Here is a 16,500-nt window from a genome sequence, read left to right on the forward strand (position 1 = left end):
CCAGCCGGTAGGCATTCGGAGACGGCATCGATGTGGATGGGTGATCGGGCCGGGTGTGTGATGCACGGAACCCCCCGTCCGTGGACGAGGGGTTCCGGGGTCGGTCCGTCCGGCGCGTCAGACCGCGATACGTCCGCGGCGGTGCCGCGCATGCATTTCACGCTCGGTCTCGGACATTCCGCCCCAGATTCCGTATGGCTCGGACACGCTCAGCGCATGATTTCTGCATTGTGCGAGGACGGGGCAGCGGCGGCACATCTCCTTGGCACGGGTCTCCCGCTGTGCTCGCGCCCGCCCACGCTCGCCGTCGGGATGGAAGAACATCGAGGAGTCGACTCCGCGGCACAGTCCGTGCATCTGCCAATCCCAGATATCGGCGTTCGGACCGGGGAGGTGGTTGGGTGCAGGCATATGGACTCCTTAGCTGCAAGCTCGCCTCGGGCGGCGAGCGGACCGTGGGCTCGATGTTCAAGCCGCTAATCTTTCACGTCGCTAACCGTAGAGTCGTTTTGGAAATCGCGTCAATAGTTGTTCACAGTGGGAATTTACATATCCCACAAACTGAAAGTTAACCTGGGAAATATTTACATTCCGGCCGGTCCGTGATTCGGTTTCGGGTTGAAAGACCATAGGTCACAGGTAACGATGGCGGGGTGCCCCAGTCAGCGGAGTCCGACGCTCAGCAAGCTGCCGATCCTGTCGGCAGCGAGCCGACGATGGCGGTATCAGCCCTGGCCAGACGGCTTGGCGTGGCGCCGTCGACACTGCGCACCTGGGACCGTCGTTATGGGATCGGGCCGTCCGCGCATGCTCACGGCAGTCACCGCCGATACACACCGCGGGATGTGGCTCGACTGGAGTGTATGCAGCAAGCACTCGACGAGGGGGCGAGCCCGGCCGAGGCTGCGAGATATGCGATTAACGCAATAGCTACATATTCGTCGAATTCGGAACAGACGAGTTCTCCGCAAATTCTGGGTGACAACTCTGTAAACGAAGGCAAAACAAACTCGTCGCACTTTTCGGCCGCGATTTCCGTCCTCGAAGACGCCGAGCCTGCAGTGCGGAATCTGTCGAGGGCCTTGATCGCGCGCGACATCGTCACGATCCACCGCATCGTTTCCCGCGCCGCCGCCGAGCGCGGTTTGCCTGCCGTGTGGGAGGCCGTGCTCGTCCCGGTCCTCGACTGGGCGAACGAGGGGCGGAACTCGGACGCCGCCGCAGTGAACTGTCGTGCCTTCGTCGAATGCATGACGGGCATCCTGTCGACGATGACACTCGACGCCCCGATCGCCGTCGGCGGACGGGTACTGCTCGTGGACGTCCCCACCACCCTCGACTTTCGACGGCCGTCAATCGCGCACGACCTCGGGTTCCGCGCGCTCGGCGCCGCGCTGGCCACGGCGTCGGTCGACGTCCGCACCTCGAGGCCGGTGGGCCGCACCGCGCTACTCGCGTCCGTGACGAACGCGGAACCGGACGTGATCATGCTCTGGCTGCCGCCGGGAGACTGTGACGTGGCATCTCTCTCGCGCGCCATCCGACGTCGCCGCAGTGGACTTACATTGCTGGCGGCCGGACCCGGGGCCGCAGCGACACATCTGCCCCGGTCGGTGAAGTCGGTCGGGAATCTGGGTGACGCCGTCGACGCCGTCACCGCACTCATCTGACCAGCCCCGGCGCAGTGGTGACAGGATGCGGTCGTGCCCACCACTAGTCGCCACATCGACATCACAAAAATCTTGACCGGCGCGGCGTTCGGCGCCGATCCGGGACGGCACCCGCTACCGACGTCCACGCGTCCCGTCGAGCGGTGGATGCGGGCGGTGGCGCTGGGTGGTCAAGGCCGCTACAGCAGGGCGCGGACGGAGCTCACGGACATCACCCGCGACCGGCAGGCCGGTCCCGCGGTCGCATCCCTGGCCTGGAGCACACAAGCCTCGTTGTCACGGCAGCTGGGGGACCACCGGGCCGCGTCCGGTCTCGACGGCCGGGCGCTCGCCCTGATCGGCGGCGGACCGGCCGACCCCGCGGCGGGGAGTGCGCTCGAGCTGGCGGCACGGTGCGATGCGCTCACCGGGCTCGCCGCCGACGCACTGGGATGCGGACACCTGGCCCTGGGATGGCGTCTACTCGATCGCTGTGGACAGCACCTCGGAGGGGAAGGCGCGGATACGGACGACACCGGGAGTCTCTGGCGACAGCACGTCCGGTTGCATTGGGTGAGCGCCGAACTCTTCCTGGCGGGCGCCGACTTCTCGTCGGCGCGCCGCCACGCCGTGGCCGCGGCAGAAATTTCGGCGCACGTCGGTTCGGTCCGCCACCACCTGAAATCCCAACTGCTCCGTAGCGCATCGATGACAGGGGAATCCGATTCCGGACCGGCTGCGCACCTCGCCGCCGAAGTACTCGAGGGATGTGAACGACACGGTCTGATACCCCTGAAGTGGGCCGCTGCCATGTTGCTCGCCGGCGTGACCGGCGATCCGCGCGCACAGCAGGCACGCGAAGAGTGTGAGGAGATCCTCGCGGGCCGCGGCGGACACTTCCGGCGGTGATGGTCCTGGTCGGACGTCCAGGGGCGCTTCCGGGCGAATCCGGGCGAATACCGCTCGGTCCGCACCGTTACCCTTTAAGTGTTCCGCTGAGAGCGGGAGCACACCCATCGGGGGAGGTGCCACTGTAACGCCAGGATATTCACGGACGATGACTAATACGAGCGAGGAGTTGGACTCCGCTGTCGCCGCTGCAACGCAGGGCGACCGGGCCGCTTTAGCTCTGGTCCTGGAAAACATTCGGCCCCTGGTTGTGCGCTACTGCAGAGCCAGGGTCGGTGCTGCGGAGAGGGGACAACTCTCCGCGGATGACGTGGCACAGGAAGTGTGCCTCGCCGTGATGACCGCCTTACCTCGCTACGAGGACCAGGGACGGCCTTTCATGGCATTCGTCTACGGGATCGCCGCACACAAGGTCGCAGACGCGCATCGGAACTCCGCACGTAACAAATCGGAACCGGTCGCCGAAGTACCGGATGTCGTAGCCAACGATGACGGACCCGAACAGAGGGCGCTCGATTCGGAAGCGAGCAGGCAGATGAACGATCTGCTCAGCACGCTGCCGGAGAAGCACCGGGAGATCTTGATCCTCCGCCTCGTGGTCGGAATGTCGGCAGAGGAGACGGCCGCGGCCGTGGGTAGTACCGCGGGAGCTGTCCGCGTAGCTCAACACCGAGCTATCGCGAAACTGAAAAAAGAAGTGACAAAGGCAGGTGAGAGGTTTGGCTAGGGGAAACAAGCGGATCGGCAATCCCGATGCCGATCTCCCAGGCGGCGACGCACCAGTGGACGTTGCGGCAGTGCGCCGTGACGATGCACTGATCGACGCAATCGCCGGTGGTGGTCCTGTTGCGACGGATTCGCCGGAGCAATACGAGCTGGCACTCCTGCTCGCGAATTGGCGTGCAGACATCGTCGCGACACCGATGCCGGACGGGCCGCTGCTCGACGACGTCATCGCGGCCATGGACGAGGCGGATGCTCGCGAAGCCCGGAGCGCCGCTCGCGGCAAGTTGCGTCTACTACGGCCGATCGCGGGCGCTGCCGCAGCGATCGCGGTCGTGATGGGCGGCGCCACCATTTTCTCCTACAACGCCGAACCGGGCGATCCGCTGTGGAGCGTCAAATCGGTGGTCTTCAGCCAGCAGGCCGATTCGACGGTGGCGCAGATCGACACCACGTCACAGCTGCAGGAAGCCGAGCGCATGCTCGCGACCGGCGACGCCGAGTCCGTCAAGAACCTGCTCGACAACGCGGCCGACCGGGTCGGCGGCATCCGCGATGCCGACCAGCGGCGCGAACTCGAGGTCTGGCGTGCAAAACTCGCAGCCCAGCTGGCCGAGATTGCACCCACCACGACCGCGCAGGCACCCGCACCCGGTACGACCACGACGGACGCGCCCGCTCTGACCACTCAGCTGCCGACGTCGCTGCCAGGACTGCCGGGCACCACGTTGCCGGGCGTCGAACCGCAGCCAGGAACTACTCTGCCGAGCACCGACCTCCAGTTGCCGGGACTCCCCCCGATTCCATTGCCGCAGTTGCCTCAACTGCCGCAGACCGAGCCTCCGCCGCCCTCGACGGTCGATCCGACGATCATGCGGGTTCCCACACAGCCGACGGACGATCTCCCGACTTTTGTGCCGCCGACGCAGCAACAGCAGCAGTCGACGGTGCCCTTGCCCACCACGACCACCGTCCCGGTGCTTCCGCCCCCCACCAGCTGACATGGTGCGCTGTTACCGGCGCACACAACTGTGGCCCGACACTTCGCGTGTCGGGCCACAGCTGCGTCTACGGGTGATTCGGGTCAGGCGTCGAAGCCGTCACCGTGCAGAGCGTCGTTCATCGAGGCGTCGGCGTAGCCGCGGCAGTAGTCCCAGGTGACGTACGCCTCAGGTGTCGGGTCGTAGGCAGGCTCGTGTGGCCGGACGGTGCCGTCCACGAGGAGCTGGAGGAGGTTGGCCCGGAGCATGTCCCAGTCGTGATAGTGATCCTGCTGACAGTCTTCACAGCACACGACGAGGCCACGAATCCCGCGATGGGCCAGCAAAGCCTCGTATACGGCGAGGTCGGCCAGGTCTTCCTCCACAGCGAGTCGCTCGTGGGGGTCGAGTGGCTGGCCCGGTTCGATCGCATCGAGAGCTGCGGACGGGTCGGCGGGGTCGCCGGCAAAGGGGTCCGGGGGCAGACCGGGAGGCAGTTGATCGCGCACAGCACCACGGTACGCAGGTCAGGCCGGTCTGCGCCAGCCGTTCGGCGTAGGCCCAGCGTGGGTGGGCTCGCATGAGGATCCCGGCGAGCCGATACCATGGTCTGAGGAGCTGGGAATATCGATCGTTGCTCCGTCCTTTCTGTCTGTATCCGCATTCCCGAAATTTCCACGACGGCGCTACCGGCGCTGCATCCGAGTTCCATGGAGGGCCCGAACCGCATGACCAGTTCAGCAGGGCATGTACACACCGGCGGTGACGACCCGAACAAGGTCGCAATGCTGGGTCTCACGTACGACGACGTCCTGCTCTTACCGGCGGCGTCGAACGTCATCCCTGGCCAGGTCGATACGTCCAGCCAGCTGACTCGCGACATCAGACTGCGGGTTCCCCTCGTCAGTTCCGCGATGGACACTGTCACCGAAGCGCGCATGGCCATCGCCATGGCCCGCGCAGGCGGTATGGGTGTTCTGCACAGGAACCTGTCCATCGACGCTCAGGCCGGGCAGGTCGAGACGGTCAAGCGGTCCGAGGCGGGCATGGTCACCGACCCGGTCACGTGCAAGCCGTCCGACACCCTCGCCGAGGTCGACGCCAAGTGCGCGCGCTTCCGCATCTCCGGACTCCCGGTAACGGATGACGCCGGTCAGCTCGTCGGCATCATCACGAATCGTGACATGCGCTTCGAGGTCGACCAGAACCGAGCCGTGTCGGAAGTCATGACCAAGTCGCCGTTGATCACCGCCCAGGAGGGTGTGACCGCGGAGGTGGCGTTGGGTCTACTTCGTCGCCACAAGATCGAGAAGCTCCCGATCGTGGATGGTCAGGGCAAGCTCACCGGCCTCATCACGGTCAAGGACTTCGTGAAGACGGAACAGCATCCCGATGCCACCAAGGACCGAGACGGGCGCCTGCTGGTCGGTGCGGCGGTGGGTGTCGGCGACGAGGCGTGGAGTCGGGCGATGGCGCTCACCGACGCCGGCGTCGACGTTCTGGTCGTCGACAGTGCGCACGGGCACTCCGCCGGCGTGCTGGACATGATCTCGAAGCTCAAAGCCGAAGTGGACGAGCGGGTCCAGATCATTGGAGGCAACGTCGCCACCCGTAGCGGTGCGGCGGCACTCATCGAGGCAGGAGTCGACGCCGTCAAGGTCGGTGTGGGCCCCGGTTCGATCTGCACCACCCGTGTGATCGCCGGTGTCGGTGCCCCGCAGATCACTGCGATCCTCGAGGCGGTCGCCGCAGCGAAACCGCACGGTGTGCCGGTCATCGCAGACGGCGGACTACAGTTCTCCGGCGACATCGCGAAGGCGCTCGCCGCGGGCGCGTCGACGGCGATGCTCGGGTCGCTGCTTGCCGGCACCGCGGAGTCGCCGGGCGAGCTGATCCTCGTCAACGGCAAGCAGTTCAAGAGCTACCGGGGGATGGGTTCCCTCGGCGCCATGCAGAGCCGCGGCGCGGCCAAGTCGTACTCGAAGGACCGCTACTTCCAGGACGACGTGCTGTCCGAGGACAAGTTGGTGCCCGAGGGCATCGAGGGCCGGGTCGCGTTCCGCGGCCCCCTGTCCCAGGTCACGCATCAGCTCACCGGCGGTCTGCGGGCCGCCATGGGTTACACGGGAGCGTCGACCATCGAGGAGCTGCAGAACGCCCAGTTCGTGCAGATCACCGCGGCGGGTCTGAAGGAAAGCCACCCGCATGACATCACCATGACGGTGGAAGCTCCCAACTACACCGCTCGCTAGCAACCAGTCACGAGAAAGGGGCGCGCGTGCGCGACCTCGTTGAGATCGGCATGGGCCGAACAGCCCGACGAACCTATGAGCTGGACGACATCGACATCGTCCCCTCCCGGCGGACGCGCTCCTCCAAGGAGGTGTCCACGTCCTGGCAGCTCGATGCCTACCGCTTCGACATTCCCGTGCTCGCGCATCCCACCGACGCGCTGGTGTCGCCTGCGTTCGCGATCGAGCTGGGCAAGCGTGGTGGTCTCGGTGTCATCAACGGTGAAGGACTGTGGGGCCGCCACGCCGATGTCGAGGCGAAACTCGCCGAGCTCGTCGCCCTCGCGGAATCGGACGTCGACGTCGAAGCTCCCATCCGGAAGCTGCAGGAACTGCATGCTGCGCCGCTGCAGCCGAACCTGCTCGCTGCCGCGGTGGCGCAGGTCCGTGACTCCGGGGTCACCACCGCTGTGCGGGTAAGCCCCCAGAATGCGCGTGCGCTGACTCCGCATCTGATCGAGGCCGGCATCGATCTCCTCGTCGTCCACGGCACGATCATCTCCGCCGAGCACGTCGCCCACGGCGACAGTGAGCCGCTCAACCTCAAGACGTTCATCTCCGAGCTGGACGTTCCTGTCGTGGCCGGTGGGGTGAGCGATCACCGCACCGCGCTCCACCTGATGCGCACGGGAGCGGCGGGTGTCATCGTCGGGTACGGCTCCACGGAGGGGGCTACCACCACCGGTGAAGTGCTCGGCATCGGTCTTCCCATGGCCACCGCCATTGCCGACGCAGCGGCCGCTCGACGTGACTACCTCGACGAGACCGGTGGGCGGTACGTCCATGTCATCGCGGACGGGGACATCGCGTCTTCGGGTGACCTCGCCAAGGCGATCGCCTGTGGTGCGGACGCAGCGGTGCTGGGTGCGCCGCTCGCGGTCGCGGCCGAAGCACCCGGCGGCGGCTGGTACTGGCCGTCGGCGGCAGCCCATCCGTCGGTTCCCCGTGGCACGATGCTGCCGGTGTCCTTCGGCGAACGACCGTCGCTCGACCAGGTCCTCGCGGGCCCGTCGAACGATCCGTACGGTTCCCTGAACTTCGTCGGCGGCCTGCGCAGATCCATGGCGAAGTCCGGCTACTCGGACCTCAAGGAATTCCAGAAGGTGGGCCTGACGGTCCGCGCGTAGGGCCTCGTCCGCTCCACTTTTTCTCATCGCCCAATGCCCTTCGGTGTAGTTCGACAGCACCGGTGCGGCATTGGGCGATTTTCTTGTGCTGGTGCCTGCCGTTCCTGATACCAATCGTTACAGTTAAGGTAACCCTTGTGGCAGCTGTCACAGCGCTGGGGTGCATACTGGCGAGTAATAACCCAGGTTCGGTGGAGGTCGAGGATGAAGAAGCAACGCGCGACGGACTATGACGTTCTCATCGTCGGGTCCGGATTCGGTGGTAGCGTCACCGCGCTCCGGCTGGTGGAGAAGGGATACAAGGTCGGCATCCTCGAAGCCGGCCGGCGTTATGCCGATGCCGACTTCGCCAAGACCAGCTGGGATCTGAAGAAGTTCCTCTGGGCACCTGCGCTGGGACTTTTCGGCATACAGCGGGTTCACCTCCTGCGCGACTGCCTGATCCTCGCGGGCGCCGGAGTGGGCGGCGGATCGCTCAATTACGCCAACACGCTCTACAAGCCGCCCGCCTCTTTCTTCCAGGACCGGCAGTGGGCGCACATCACCGACTGGTACGACGAGCTCAGCCCCTACTACGACCAGGCCCGGAAGATGCTCGGCGTGGTTCAGAACCCGCACATGACGCCGGCCGACGAGATCATCAAGTCGGTGGCCGAGGACATGGGGGCGGGTGACACGTTCATCCAGACTCCGGTCGGCGTGTTCTTCGGTGAGCCGGGCAAGACGGTGCCCGACCCCTACTTCGGCGGCGTGGGCCCCGACCGCACCGGGTGCATCGAATGCGGTGAATGTATGACCGGCTGCCGGCACGGTGCCAAGAACACCCTGCTGAAGAACTACCTCGGTCTTGCCGAGAAGGCGGGCGCCGACATCATCCCGATGACGACGGTCACCGGTCTGCGGGAGGCGTCGGACGGCACTTGGGACGTCTTCACCCGGCGGACCGGTCCGGTCAAGAACCGCAAGCGCAAGACGTACACGGCTGCCCAGGTCGTGCTGGCCGCCGGAACGTGGGGTACGCAGCACCTGCTGTTCGATCAGAAGGAGACGGGGGCGCTCCCGAAGATTTCCGATCAGCTGGGTGTGCTGACCCGTACCAACTCGGAGTCGATTCTCGGCGCGGCCAAGAACAAGGTCGATCCCGCGCTGGAGTTGACCAAGGGCGTCGCGATCACGTCGTCGTTCCATCCCACCTCGGACACCCACGTCGAGCCCGTGCGCTACGGCAAGGGTTCGAACTCGATGGCGCTGCTGCAGACGCTCCTGACCGACGGAGGCGGCCGACGGTGGATGACGTTCCTCAGGGAGCTCGCGAAGGACCCGAAGGCGTTGAAGGTGCTCACCCCGTACCGGTGGAGTGAGCGCACCATCATTGCGCTCGTGATGCAGAATCTCGACAACTCCATCACGACGTACACCAAGAAGGGCCTGTTCGGCCGGCGCAAGTTCACGAGCAAACAGGGTCACGGAGAGCCGAACCCCAGCTGGATTCCTGCGGGCAACGAGGCCACGAGGCGCATCGCGGAGAAGATCGACGGCCGCGCGGGAGGCACGTGGGGTGATGTGTTCAACATTCCGCTCACGGCGCACTTCCTCGGTGGCTGCACGATCGCCTCGGACCCCGAGCACGGTGTCATCGACCCCTACCACCGTGTGTGGGGATACCCGACGCTCAGCGTGGTCGATGGTGCCGCGGTGTCGGCGAACCTGGGGGTGAACCCGTCGCTGACCATTTCGGCGCAGGCAGAGCGGGCAGCGTCGCTGTGGCCGAACAAGGGTGAGAAGGACTTACGCCCCGCCCAGGGCGAGAGATACCGCCGCCTGAACCCGGTGCCGCCGACCGCGCCGGTGGTGCCCGCCGACGCCCCCGCAGCGCTGGTGCTGCCGATCGTCGAAATCCGCAACGGTTCCTCGACGGCAGCCGCCAACGAACAGGGCGTCACCCAGAACCAGGGTGTCGCCCAGAGTCACGGTGTCGCCTGAGTCGCAGTGTTGCCTGAATCGCAGGGTCGGCTATGAAGAGCGGCGGTCGTGCACGGACATGGGGTCGCGCAGACCACGGAGCTGCGCCGATTAGACTGACCCGGTGACAGATATCGAGCAACAGAGACCCGTCCTCGTCGTCGACTTCGGCGCGCAGTACGCGCAGCTGATCGCCCGGCGGGTGCGTGAGGCGAAGGTCTACTCCGAGGTGGTCCCGCACACCGCGACCGTCGCGGAGATCGAGGCGAAGAAACCTCTCGCCGTGGTGCTCTCGGGTGGGCCGTCGAGCGTGTATGCCGAGGGTGCGCCGCAGCTGGACCCGGCGTTGTTCGATCTGGACGTCCCGGTGTTCGGAATCTGCTACGGATTTCAGGCCATGGCCGGCGCTCTCGGCGGCACGGTGGCGCACACGGGCACACGCGAGTACGGCCGCACCGACTTGACGGTGCAGGGTGGGCTGCTGCATGACGGCCTGCCCAAGAACCAGCCGGTGTGGATGAGCCACGGGGATGCGGTCACCGAAGCGCCGGAAGGCTTCGAGGTGACCGCGACCAGTGAGGGCGCCCCCGTGGCCGCGTTCGAGGACCGGGCCCGCAAACTCGCGGGAGTGCAGTACCACCCCGAGGTCCTGCATTCGCCGTACGGCCAGCAGGTACTCAGCCGATTCCTGCACGAGATCGCGAACATTCCGCCGGTGTGGACGGCCGCGAACATTGCCGACGCCCTGATCGAGCAGGTGCGCGAGCAGGTCGGAGACGGCAAGGCGATCTGTGGGTTGTCCGGTGGCGTCGATTCGGCGGTCGCGGCAGCCCTCGTGCAGCGCGCGATCGGCGACCGACTGACCTGTGTGTTCGTCGATCACGGTTTGATGCGTGCCGGCGAACGAGTGCAGGTCGAACAGGACTTCGTGGCTGCGACAGGTGCGAAACTGATCACCGTCGATGCCGCGGACACCTTCCTCGGCGCCCTGGCCGGGGTGTCGGATCCCGAAACCAAGCGCAAGATCATCGGCCGCGAGTTCATTCGCAGCTTCGAGGGCGCAGTCAGCGACGTGCTGGGTGAAAACGCTGCGCACGGTGACACCGTCGACTTCCTGGTGCAGGGCACGCTCTACCCGGATGTGGTCGAGTCGGGCGGCGGCACCGGAACCGCCAATATCAAGAGTCACCACAATGTGGGCGGGCTGCCGGAAGATTTGCAGTTCACGCTCGTCGAACCGCTTCGGTTGCTGTTCAAGGACGAGGTGCGTGCCGTCGGCCGCGAACTCGGCCTTCCCGAGGAGATCGTGGGACGCCAGCCGTTCCCGGGACCGGGGCTCGGTATCCGCATCATCGGCGAGGTCACCGAAGAGCGCCTCGACATCCTGCGGCACGCCGATTCCATTGCGCGCGAAGAGTTGACGGTCGCCGGGCTGGACAAGTTGATCTGGCAGTGCCCGGTGGTGCTGTTGGCCGACGTCCGCAGCGTAGGGGTGCAGGGTGACGGGCGGACGTACGGTCACCCGATCGTGTTGCGGCCCGTGTCGAGTGAAGACGCGATGACGGCGGACTGGACGCGAGTGCCGTACGAGGTGCTCGAACGCATCTCCACCCGCATCACCAATGAGGTGCACGACGTCAACCGAGTGGTGCTCGACATCACCAGCAAGCCGCCGGGAACCATCGAGTGGGAGTGACGCACTGAAAAGCGCGGTGGGCGAGTCCGAGGACCCGCCCACCGCGCTTTCGTGTTGCCGGGCTATCTCTTTCTATTCGGTGTGAAGACGAGAACTGCACCGACGACCACGGCGACGAGGACGAACAGCCAGCGGAATTCGACATTCGCGAGGGGTTCGAGGGAAAAGGGACCGACGAGGGCCCAGCCGCTCACGAGTAGCGCTGCCAGACCGGCGAGGAACAGGAGCGGGGACGGCCGTTTCCGTGAGGTGGTGCCGGTGTCCTGAGTGTCGTCGATGTCATCCACGACGCACCTCCACATTTCCGAATTGTGCGTTCACGTCGAGATTCAATACGGGTCCTCCCGGTCCGTCCGCTCCGCCGTCGAGACCGTCGGGTAGGCATTGGCTGTCACCGACCTGAACCGAGCAGTCGTTGCGGACGTTCATCTTCGGCGGCAGGAGCACGATCACCTCACCGTTCCCGTTCACGGTCACCGTCTTGTCCTCGGTGAGCTCGACCCTGCGGAGGTCGAGGGTGAAGCTGCCGAAACCGCCCGAGTATTCGGACTCGAGGTCGGCCGCCGACATGGGCTCCCATCTCTGTTCGCCCATGCTGCGTCCGTCGAAGTTCAGTGAGCCGACGAGCGAGGCCAGAACGACGAATCCCACCAGTGGTCCGGCGACGACGAGCAATCCGTAGCCCTTGCGGACAACACTTCCGACTACGAGGCCTGCGCCGATCACGGCGAGGGCGACGGCACCGATACGGCCCGGGTTCAGCCATTCCGATCCGGTGGCGACCGACAGTGCCGTCGCGGCTGCGGCGGCGAGGATGGCGAGTCCGATGACCATGGTGGTCAGGCGCGAGTGCTTACGTCCGGGTGCCGCGGCGGGTGTGGGAGTTCCGGCCGGCTCGGGAAGGTCCCAGGCGAAGGGGGCCACTCCCAGCGGATCCCAGGCCGGTGGACGTGGTTCGAGTGGTGCGAACGGTGTCGGAGGCGCGAAGCTGCTGGGGGTCGGCTCCGGAGACTTCTCGAACGACACCGTCTTCTGCTCGCTCGCTGGGGGTTCGGTGGGGGGCGGTGTGTTCGTTCGATCCGTGCTGTCCGCGGTGGGAGTGGCCGCGGGGCTCGGCGTGTAGGAATCGGGAAGCTTGGTGTACGGACTGTAGGTGGGGTGCGGGCCGGCGCCGTACGCGCTGCCGCCGTAGGCACCGGCGCCATACGGGTCGGCGCCGAACGGGTTGCCGCCGAACGGTCCGGGGGCGTAACTCGTGCCCGGATAGCCAGTTCCGACACCGGTCGGTGCGACCCCGGGCGGGAGGGGCGGCGGCACCGGTTGCCGTTGATACAACAACCACAGTCCGCCGAGCATCAACGCCATGCTGATCAGACCCGATCCGCCGAGTCCGACACCGAACGGCCCGACCGTGCTGGCGGCGATGGCGAGAGCGACGAGGAGGACGACGGTCTTGGTGCCCGAATCCGAGCTGTGGCCGCGGCCGACGAGGGACTCCGCCGGCGAGGCCGGGTCACCGGATTTGGTGAGGCCGAGCCAGCACACCAGATAGAGGAGTACACCGGCGCCGCCGAAGATGGTCGACACCACGAAAGCGACTCGTATCAGTACGGGATCGACGCCGTAACGGTATCCGATTCCCGCACAGACACCGGCGACGTGACCTCGCCCGGGCAACCGCACCGGCCGGGTCCGCCACAGATCGTTCATCTGCTCTTGGAAACTCCCATTGCTCATACGACCATCGTTGCGGCCGACGCCCCGCGCGTACATCGGGAACTACCCTGATCTTTCCGCCCGGAATGGGCCGTGCCGGTCCGCGAAGTCAGGGTTGGACCCTGATGCCCGGGCGGGGTGATCGTGCCAGTATCGAGTATGTGCAATCTGTGTCGAACGCCGTGCCTTCTGCAGCGCAGACCGGTGGTGGCCCGCTGATGCCACCGGTGGCGCCGGGCGATGTGCCGATGCCGCGGCTCGAACGCCGGGCTGCGGGTCGTGTCGTCGGTGGTGTCGCGGGCGGAATCGCCGATCAGCTGGGTGTCGACGTCCTGAAGGTGCGCGTCGTGTTCGCCGCTCTGGCGGCGCTGGCCGGTGCCGGCATCGTCGGGTACGGCCTCCTGTGGATCTTCACGTCGGCGGGTGCCGACACGGAGAAGCCCAGCGCGTCCGAACGACGCAGGGCCATCGGCCTGATCGCCATCGGTCTCGCTGGTGCCTCCGCATTGTCGTGGTTGTTCAGTGGCCGTGCAGGATCGGTGATTGCGCCGATCATCGTGGTCGCGGTGGGTGCGGCGTTGGTGTGGCGGGAATTCGATTCGGAGGGCCCGCGCACCGTGATCGGGCTGCCGCAGCGGCCCACCGTTCTCACGTGGGCGCGGGTTCTCGGTGGCGTGACACTGATCGTCTCCGGGCTGGGCGTGGTGATCCTCGCTCAGGTCGATCTGGAGGCCTTGCGGTCGTCGTTGCTGGCGGTCGTGGTGACCCTTGTCGGCGCCGGACTACTGACCGTGCCACTGTGGTTGCGGCTGTGGCGTGCCCTCGGAGCGGAACGGGCAGCGAGAATTCGCAACGAGGAGCGTGAGGAGATCGCCTCCCATCTGCACGACTCGGTCCTGCAGACGCTGGCGCTGATCCAGAAGCAGGCAGATCACCCACAGGAGGTGGCCCGGCTCGCGCGCGGACAGGAACGCGAACTGCGCAAGTGGTTGTTCGGCGGCGGTGACGCCGACCAGTCGAGTCTCGCGGAGGCGCTGCGCATCATCGCCGGTGAGGTCGAGGACCAGCACGGTGTGACGGTGCGGCCGGTGACGGTGGGCGACGTCTCCCTCGATGTGGAGGGGACAGGAGAGGGGCTGTCGAAGGAAAGCTTCACAGCCTTACTCGGTGCGACGCGGGAGGCACTCGTCAACGCGGCCAAGCATTCCGGCGAGACCGACATCAACCTCTTCGCCGAGGCGGAGCGCGAACAGGTCAGTGTGTTCGTCCGGGACCGTGGTGTCGGCTTCGACATCGACGAGGTGCCGCCGGATCGGCAGGGACTGGCGAAGTCGATCCGCGGGCGGATCGATCGCCGGGGTGGACACGTGGACGTGCGGTCGGCGCCCGGCAAGGGCACCGAGGTCCGGATCTCCATGCCGCGAAACGGCCATGCCAAGGCCGGGGCGGAAGCTACCGAGATTACGGACGACGCTGGCCTAGAGTGGGGCGACAATACCGTCCACGCCGAGGAACAGCCACAGTGAGCTTGCCTGAAACACCGCCGTATCGCGTCTATCTCGTAGATGATCACGCCGTCTTCCGGTCCGGTGTGCGTGCCGAACTCGGACGGGAAGCAGACATGGAGGTCGTGGGGGAGGCCGGCGGTGTGGCAGAGGCGGTGTCGGGTATCAACGCCACCGCCCCGCACGTCGTCCTCCTCGACGTTCACATGCCCGACGGTGGTGGTGTCGCCGTGTTGCGCGGCATCGAGGAGGGCCCGGTGTGTCTGGCGCTGAGTGTGTCCGACGCCGCCGAGGATGTGATCGCCGTGATCCGGGCGGGTGCCCGCGGTTACGTGACCAAGACGATCTCGGGTGGGGAGCTGGCCGACGGAGTGCGCCGGGTCGCCGGCGGTGACGCCGTGTTCAGCCCGAGGCTGGCCGGATTCGTGCTGGACTCCTTCACCGGCCGCTCCAATGCTCCCGAACCGCAGCTGGACCCGGAACTCGATTCGCTCACCCCGCGCGAGATGGAAGTACTGCGGCTGCTCGCGCGGGGGTACACGTACCGTGAGATCGCCGAGGAACTGGTCATCTCGGTGAAGACGGTGGAAACCCATGCATCCAACGTGCTGCGCAAGACGCAGCAGTCGAACCGCAATGCGCTGACCCGGTGGGCGCACCGTCGTCGGATCGACTGATACGTACGGCCGCTCAGGGCTGGGCCAGCAGGACGACCACGGCGACGAGCACGGCCAGTATCAAGATGGCGACCATCACGCCCATGGCGATCGGTGCCCACGCCACCACCTGATCGCGGACCGTGGGTTCGGGTGCGCCGGGGGCGGGCGGAGTGGGCCGCGGCGGCCACTGCAGTTTGCCCAGCGGGCGGGGAACGTTCTTCAAGGGCGTGCTCTGGGGCACCGCGGGGAGGCCGGCCTGAGTGGAGCCGATCTTGCTCCGGCGGTGCGGAGGGGGCAACGGAGTGGAACGGTGGGCCCAGGAGGGAATCGTGCCGTCGGCGGAGTAGACGGGTGAGCCGACGAGGTGGGCGACATCACCGTCCCCGCCCATGGCCACCCGAGCCAGCGCGTCGCGGGCCTCGGCCATCGTGGGACGCCGCGCCGGGTCGGGTTCGAGTAGGTGCAACAGCGTTTCGGTGAGCGGCCCGGCCTTGGCCGGGCGGTAGATCTCGGCCTTCGCGACGCGATGCAGGAGTGCGATGGAGTCGGAATCGATGCCGAACGGCGGCTGCCCCTCGACCACGGTATACAGAGTGGACCCGAGGGAGAAGACATCGCTGGCCTCGGTGGGATCCTGGCCGCGGGCAACCTCGGGGGAGAAATACGCGGGTGTTCCGGTGATGACGCCGTTCGTGGATTCGGCGGCGTCGCCCTTGGCCCGGGCGATGCCGAAGTCACTGATCTTGACGGTGCCGAGTTCCCGGCCCCGGTCGGCGACGAGGATGTTGCCCGGTTTGATGTCCCGGTGCACGATGCCCGCGGCGTGCGCGGCCACCAGGGCGTCCGCCACCTGCGCACCGATCTGAGCCACCTCGAGGGGCGGCAGCGTGTCGGCGATGTTCATCGCCTGGGCGAGGCTGCGGGACGGTAGGTATTCCATGACCAGCCAGGGCTCCCCGGCTTCGAGCGCCACGTCGTACATCGCAATGGAATGGCGGTGGGTGAGTTTGGCGGCGTTGCGCCCTTCCCGGAGGGTGCGTTCACGGACGCGGCGGGCCTCGTCGGGGTCGAGTCCGGCCGTCGTGGTGACCTGTTTGACGGCTACGTCCCGGTGAAGCAGGGTGTCTCTCGCCAGCCACACGGCACCCATGCCGCCGCCGCCCAGTTTGGACCTCAGACGGTACCTTCCCGCCACCAGGTATTCGGGTCCGATGCCCCTTTCGCTCTGCGCCTGCTCAGTCACGCGTTCAGGTTAGAGGATGATGCGGACACGGGCGGTGTGA

Annotated in this window: 15 protein-coding genes and 1 pseudogene; 11 read left to right on the forward strand and 5 right to left on the reverse strand. The window is 66.5% G+C overall.

All coding sequences use genetic code 11. The annotated features are described in order from the left end of the window. Positions 1–117 precede the first annotated feature (117 nt). Complete coding sequence (locus tag HYG77_RS27360) at positions 118–411, reverse strand: WhiB family transcriptional regulator (protein WP_005239766.1); 294 nt, start codon at positions 409–411, stop codon at positions 118–120. 305 nt (positions 412–716) lie between these two features. Here HYG77_RS27360 and HYG77_RS39990 point away from each other — a divergent pair. The 5 genes and pseudogenes from HYG77_RS39990 to HYG77_RS27380 all read left to right on the forward strand — a co-directional run. After that, positions 717–902: pseudogene (locus HYG77_RS39990) on the forward strand (MerR family transcriptional regulator); the annotation flags it as partial. Positions 903–1,061: 159 nt separating this feature from the next. Further along, positions 1,062–1,670 carry a transcriptional regulator gene (locus tag HYG77_RS39995; RefSeq protein ID WP_244461392.1) on the forward strand — a complete coding sequence of 203 codons (609 nt, stop codon included), beginning with the start codon at positions 1,062–1,064 and terminating at the stop codon, positions 1,668–1,670. Between the two features lie 33 nt (positions 1,671–1,703). Next, on the forward strand, positions 1,704–2,558 hold the full coding sequence (locus HYG77_RS27370) for a hypothetical protein (protein ID WP_244373273.1): 855 nt from the start codon (positions 1,704–1,706) through the stop codon (positions 2,556–2,558). A gap of 148 nt (positions 2,559–2,706) precedes the next feature. Continuing rightward, positions 2,707–3,285 carry a sigma-70 family RNA polymerase sigma factor gene (locus HYG77_RS27375; RefSeq protein ID WP_109331498.1) on the forward strand — a complete coding sequence of 193 codons (579 nt, stop codon included), beginning with the start codon at positions 2,707–2,709 and terminating at the stop codon, positions 3,283–3,285. Continuing rightward, entirely contained in the window at positions 3,269–4,282 is a 1,014-nt protein-coding gene (locus tag HYG77_RS27380) for an anti-sigma-D factor RsdA (RefSeq protein ID WP_208961200.1), read from the forward strand. Before HYG77_RS27375 ends, HYG77_RS27380 begins: the two co-directional genes overlap by 17 nt. Before the next feature lie 83 nt (positions 4,283–4,365). On the opposite strand, the gene HYG77_RS27385 is transcribed toward HYG77_RS27380, so the two are convergent. Next, complete coding sequence (locus tag HYG77_RS27385; protein WP_005239778.1) at positions 4,366–4,770, reverse strand: DUF5319 domain-containing protein; 405 nt, start codon at positions 4,768–4,770, stop codon at positions 4,366–4,368. 219 nt (positions 4,771–4,989) lie between these two features. On the opposite strand from HYG77_RS27385, the gene guaB reads away from it, so the two are divergent. The 4 genes from guaB (at position 4,990) to guaA (ending at position 11,337) form a co-directional block, all read left to right on the forward strand. Beyond that, entirely contained in the window at positions 4,990–6,513 is a 1,524-nt protein-coding gene (guaB, locus tag HYG77_RS27390) for an IMP dehydrogenase (RefSeq protein ID WP_109331493.1), read from the forward strand. Between the two features lie 26 nt (positions 6,514–6,539). Then, on the forward strand, positions 6,540–7,679 hold the full coding sequence (locus tag HYG77_RS27395) for a GuaB3 family IMP dehydrogenase-related protein (RefSeq protein ID WP_159925695.1): 1,140 nt from the start codon (positions 6,540–6,542) through the stop codon (positions 7,677–7,679). 204 nt (positions 7,680–7,883) lie between these two features. Beyond that, positions 7,884–9,662 carry a GMC family oxidoreductase gene (locus HYG77_RS27400; protein WP_208961201.1) on the forward strand — a complete coding sequence of 593 codons (1,779 nt, stop codon included), beginning with the start codon at positions 7,884–7,886 and terminating at the stop codon, positions 9,660–9,662. A gap of 103 nt (positions 9,663–9,765) precedes the next feature. Next, positions 9,766–11,337, forward strand: a complete 1,572-nt coding sequence (gene guaA / locus HYG77_RS27405) for a glutamine-hydrolyzing GMP synthase (RefSeq protein ID WP_109331490.1) — start codon at positions 9,766–9,768, stop codon at positions 11,335–11,337. Positions 11,338–11,399: 62 nt separating this feature from the next. Here the strand turns inward: guaA and HYG77_RS27410 are convergent, their stop codons facing one another. Both HYG77_RS27410 and HYG77_RS27415 read right to left on the reverse strand, forming a co-directional pair. Continuing rightward, positions 11,400–11,639 carry a hypothetical protein gene (locus HYG77_RS27410; protein WP_208961202.1) on the reverse strand — a complete coding sequence of 80 codons (240 nt, stop codon included), beginning with the start codon at positions 11,637–11,639 and terminating at the stop codon, positions 11,400–11,402. Further along, positions 11,617–13,074, reverse strand: coding sequence for a PspC domain-containing protein (locus tag HYG77_RS27415; protein ID WP_244373275.1), 1,458 nt, complete (start codon positions 13,072–13,074; stop codon positions 11,617–11,619). The genes HYG77_RS27410 and HYG77_RS27415 overlap by 23 nt, the downstream gene beginning before the upstream one ends. A gap of 197 nt (positions 13,075–13,271) precedes the next feature. On the opposite strand from HYG77_RS27415, the gene HYG77_RS27420 reads away from it, so the two are divergent. Next, entirely contained in the window at positions 13,272–14,579 is a 1,308-nt protein-coding gene (locus HYG77_RS27420; RefSeq protein ID WP_208963545.1) for a PspC domain-containing protein, read from the forward strand. Continuing rightward, positions 14,576–15,235, forward strand: coding sequence for a response regulator transcription factor (locus tag HYG77_RS27425; protein WP_208961204.1), 660 nt, complete (start codon positions 14,576–14,578; stop codon positions 15,233–15,235). Before HYG77_RS27420 ends, HYG77_RS27425 begins: the two co-directional genes overlap by 4 nt. 13 nt (positions 15,236–15,248) lie before the next feature. Here the strand turns inward: HYG77_RS27425 and HYG77_RS27430 are convergent, their stop codons facing one another. Next, positions 15,249–16,460 (reverse strand): serine/threonine-protein kinase, encoded by a 1,212-nt coding sequence (locus HYG77_RS27430; protein WP_109331477.1) that lies wholly within the window; start codon positions 16,458–16,460, stop codon positions 15,249–15,251. Positions 16,461–16,500: the final 40 nt, after the last annotated feature.

This window comes from Rhodococcus sp. ZPP, assembly GCF_017656075.1.
GTDB classification, from domain to species: Bacteria; Actinomycetota; Actinomycetes; order Mycobacteriales; family Mycobacteriaceae; genus Rhodococcus_F; species Rhodococcus_F oxybenzonivorans.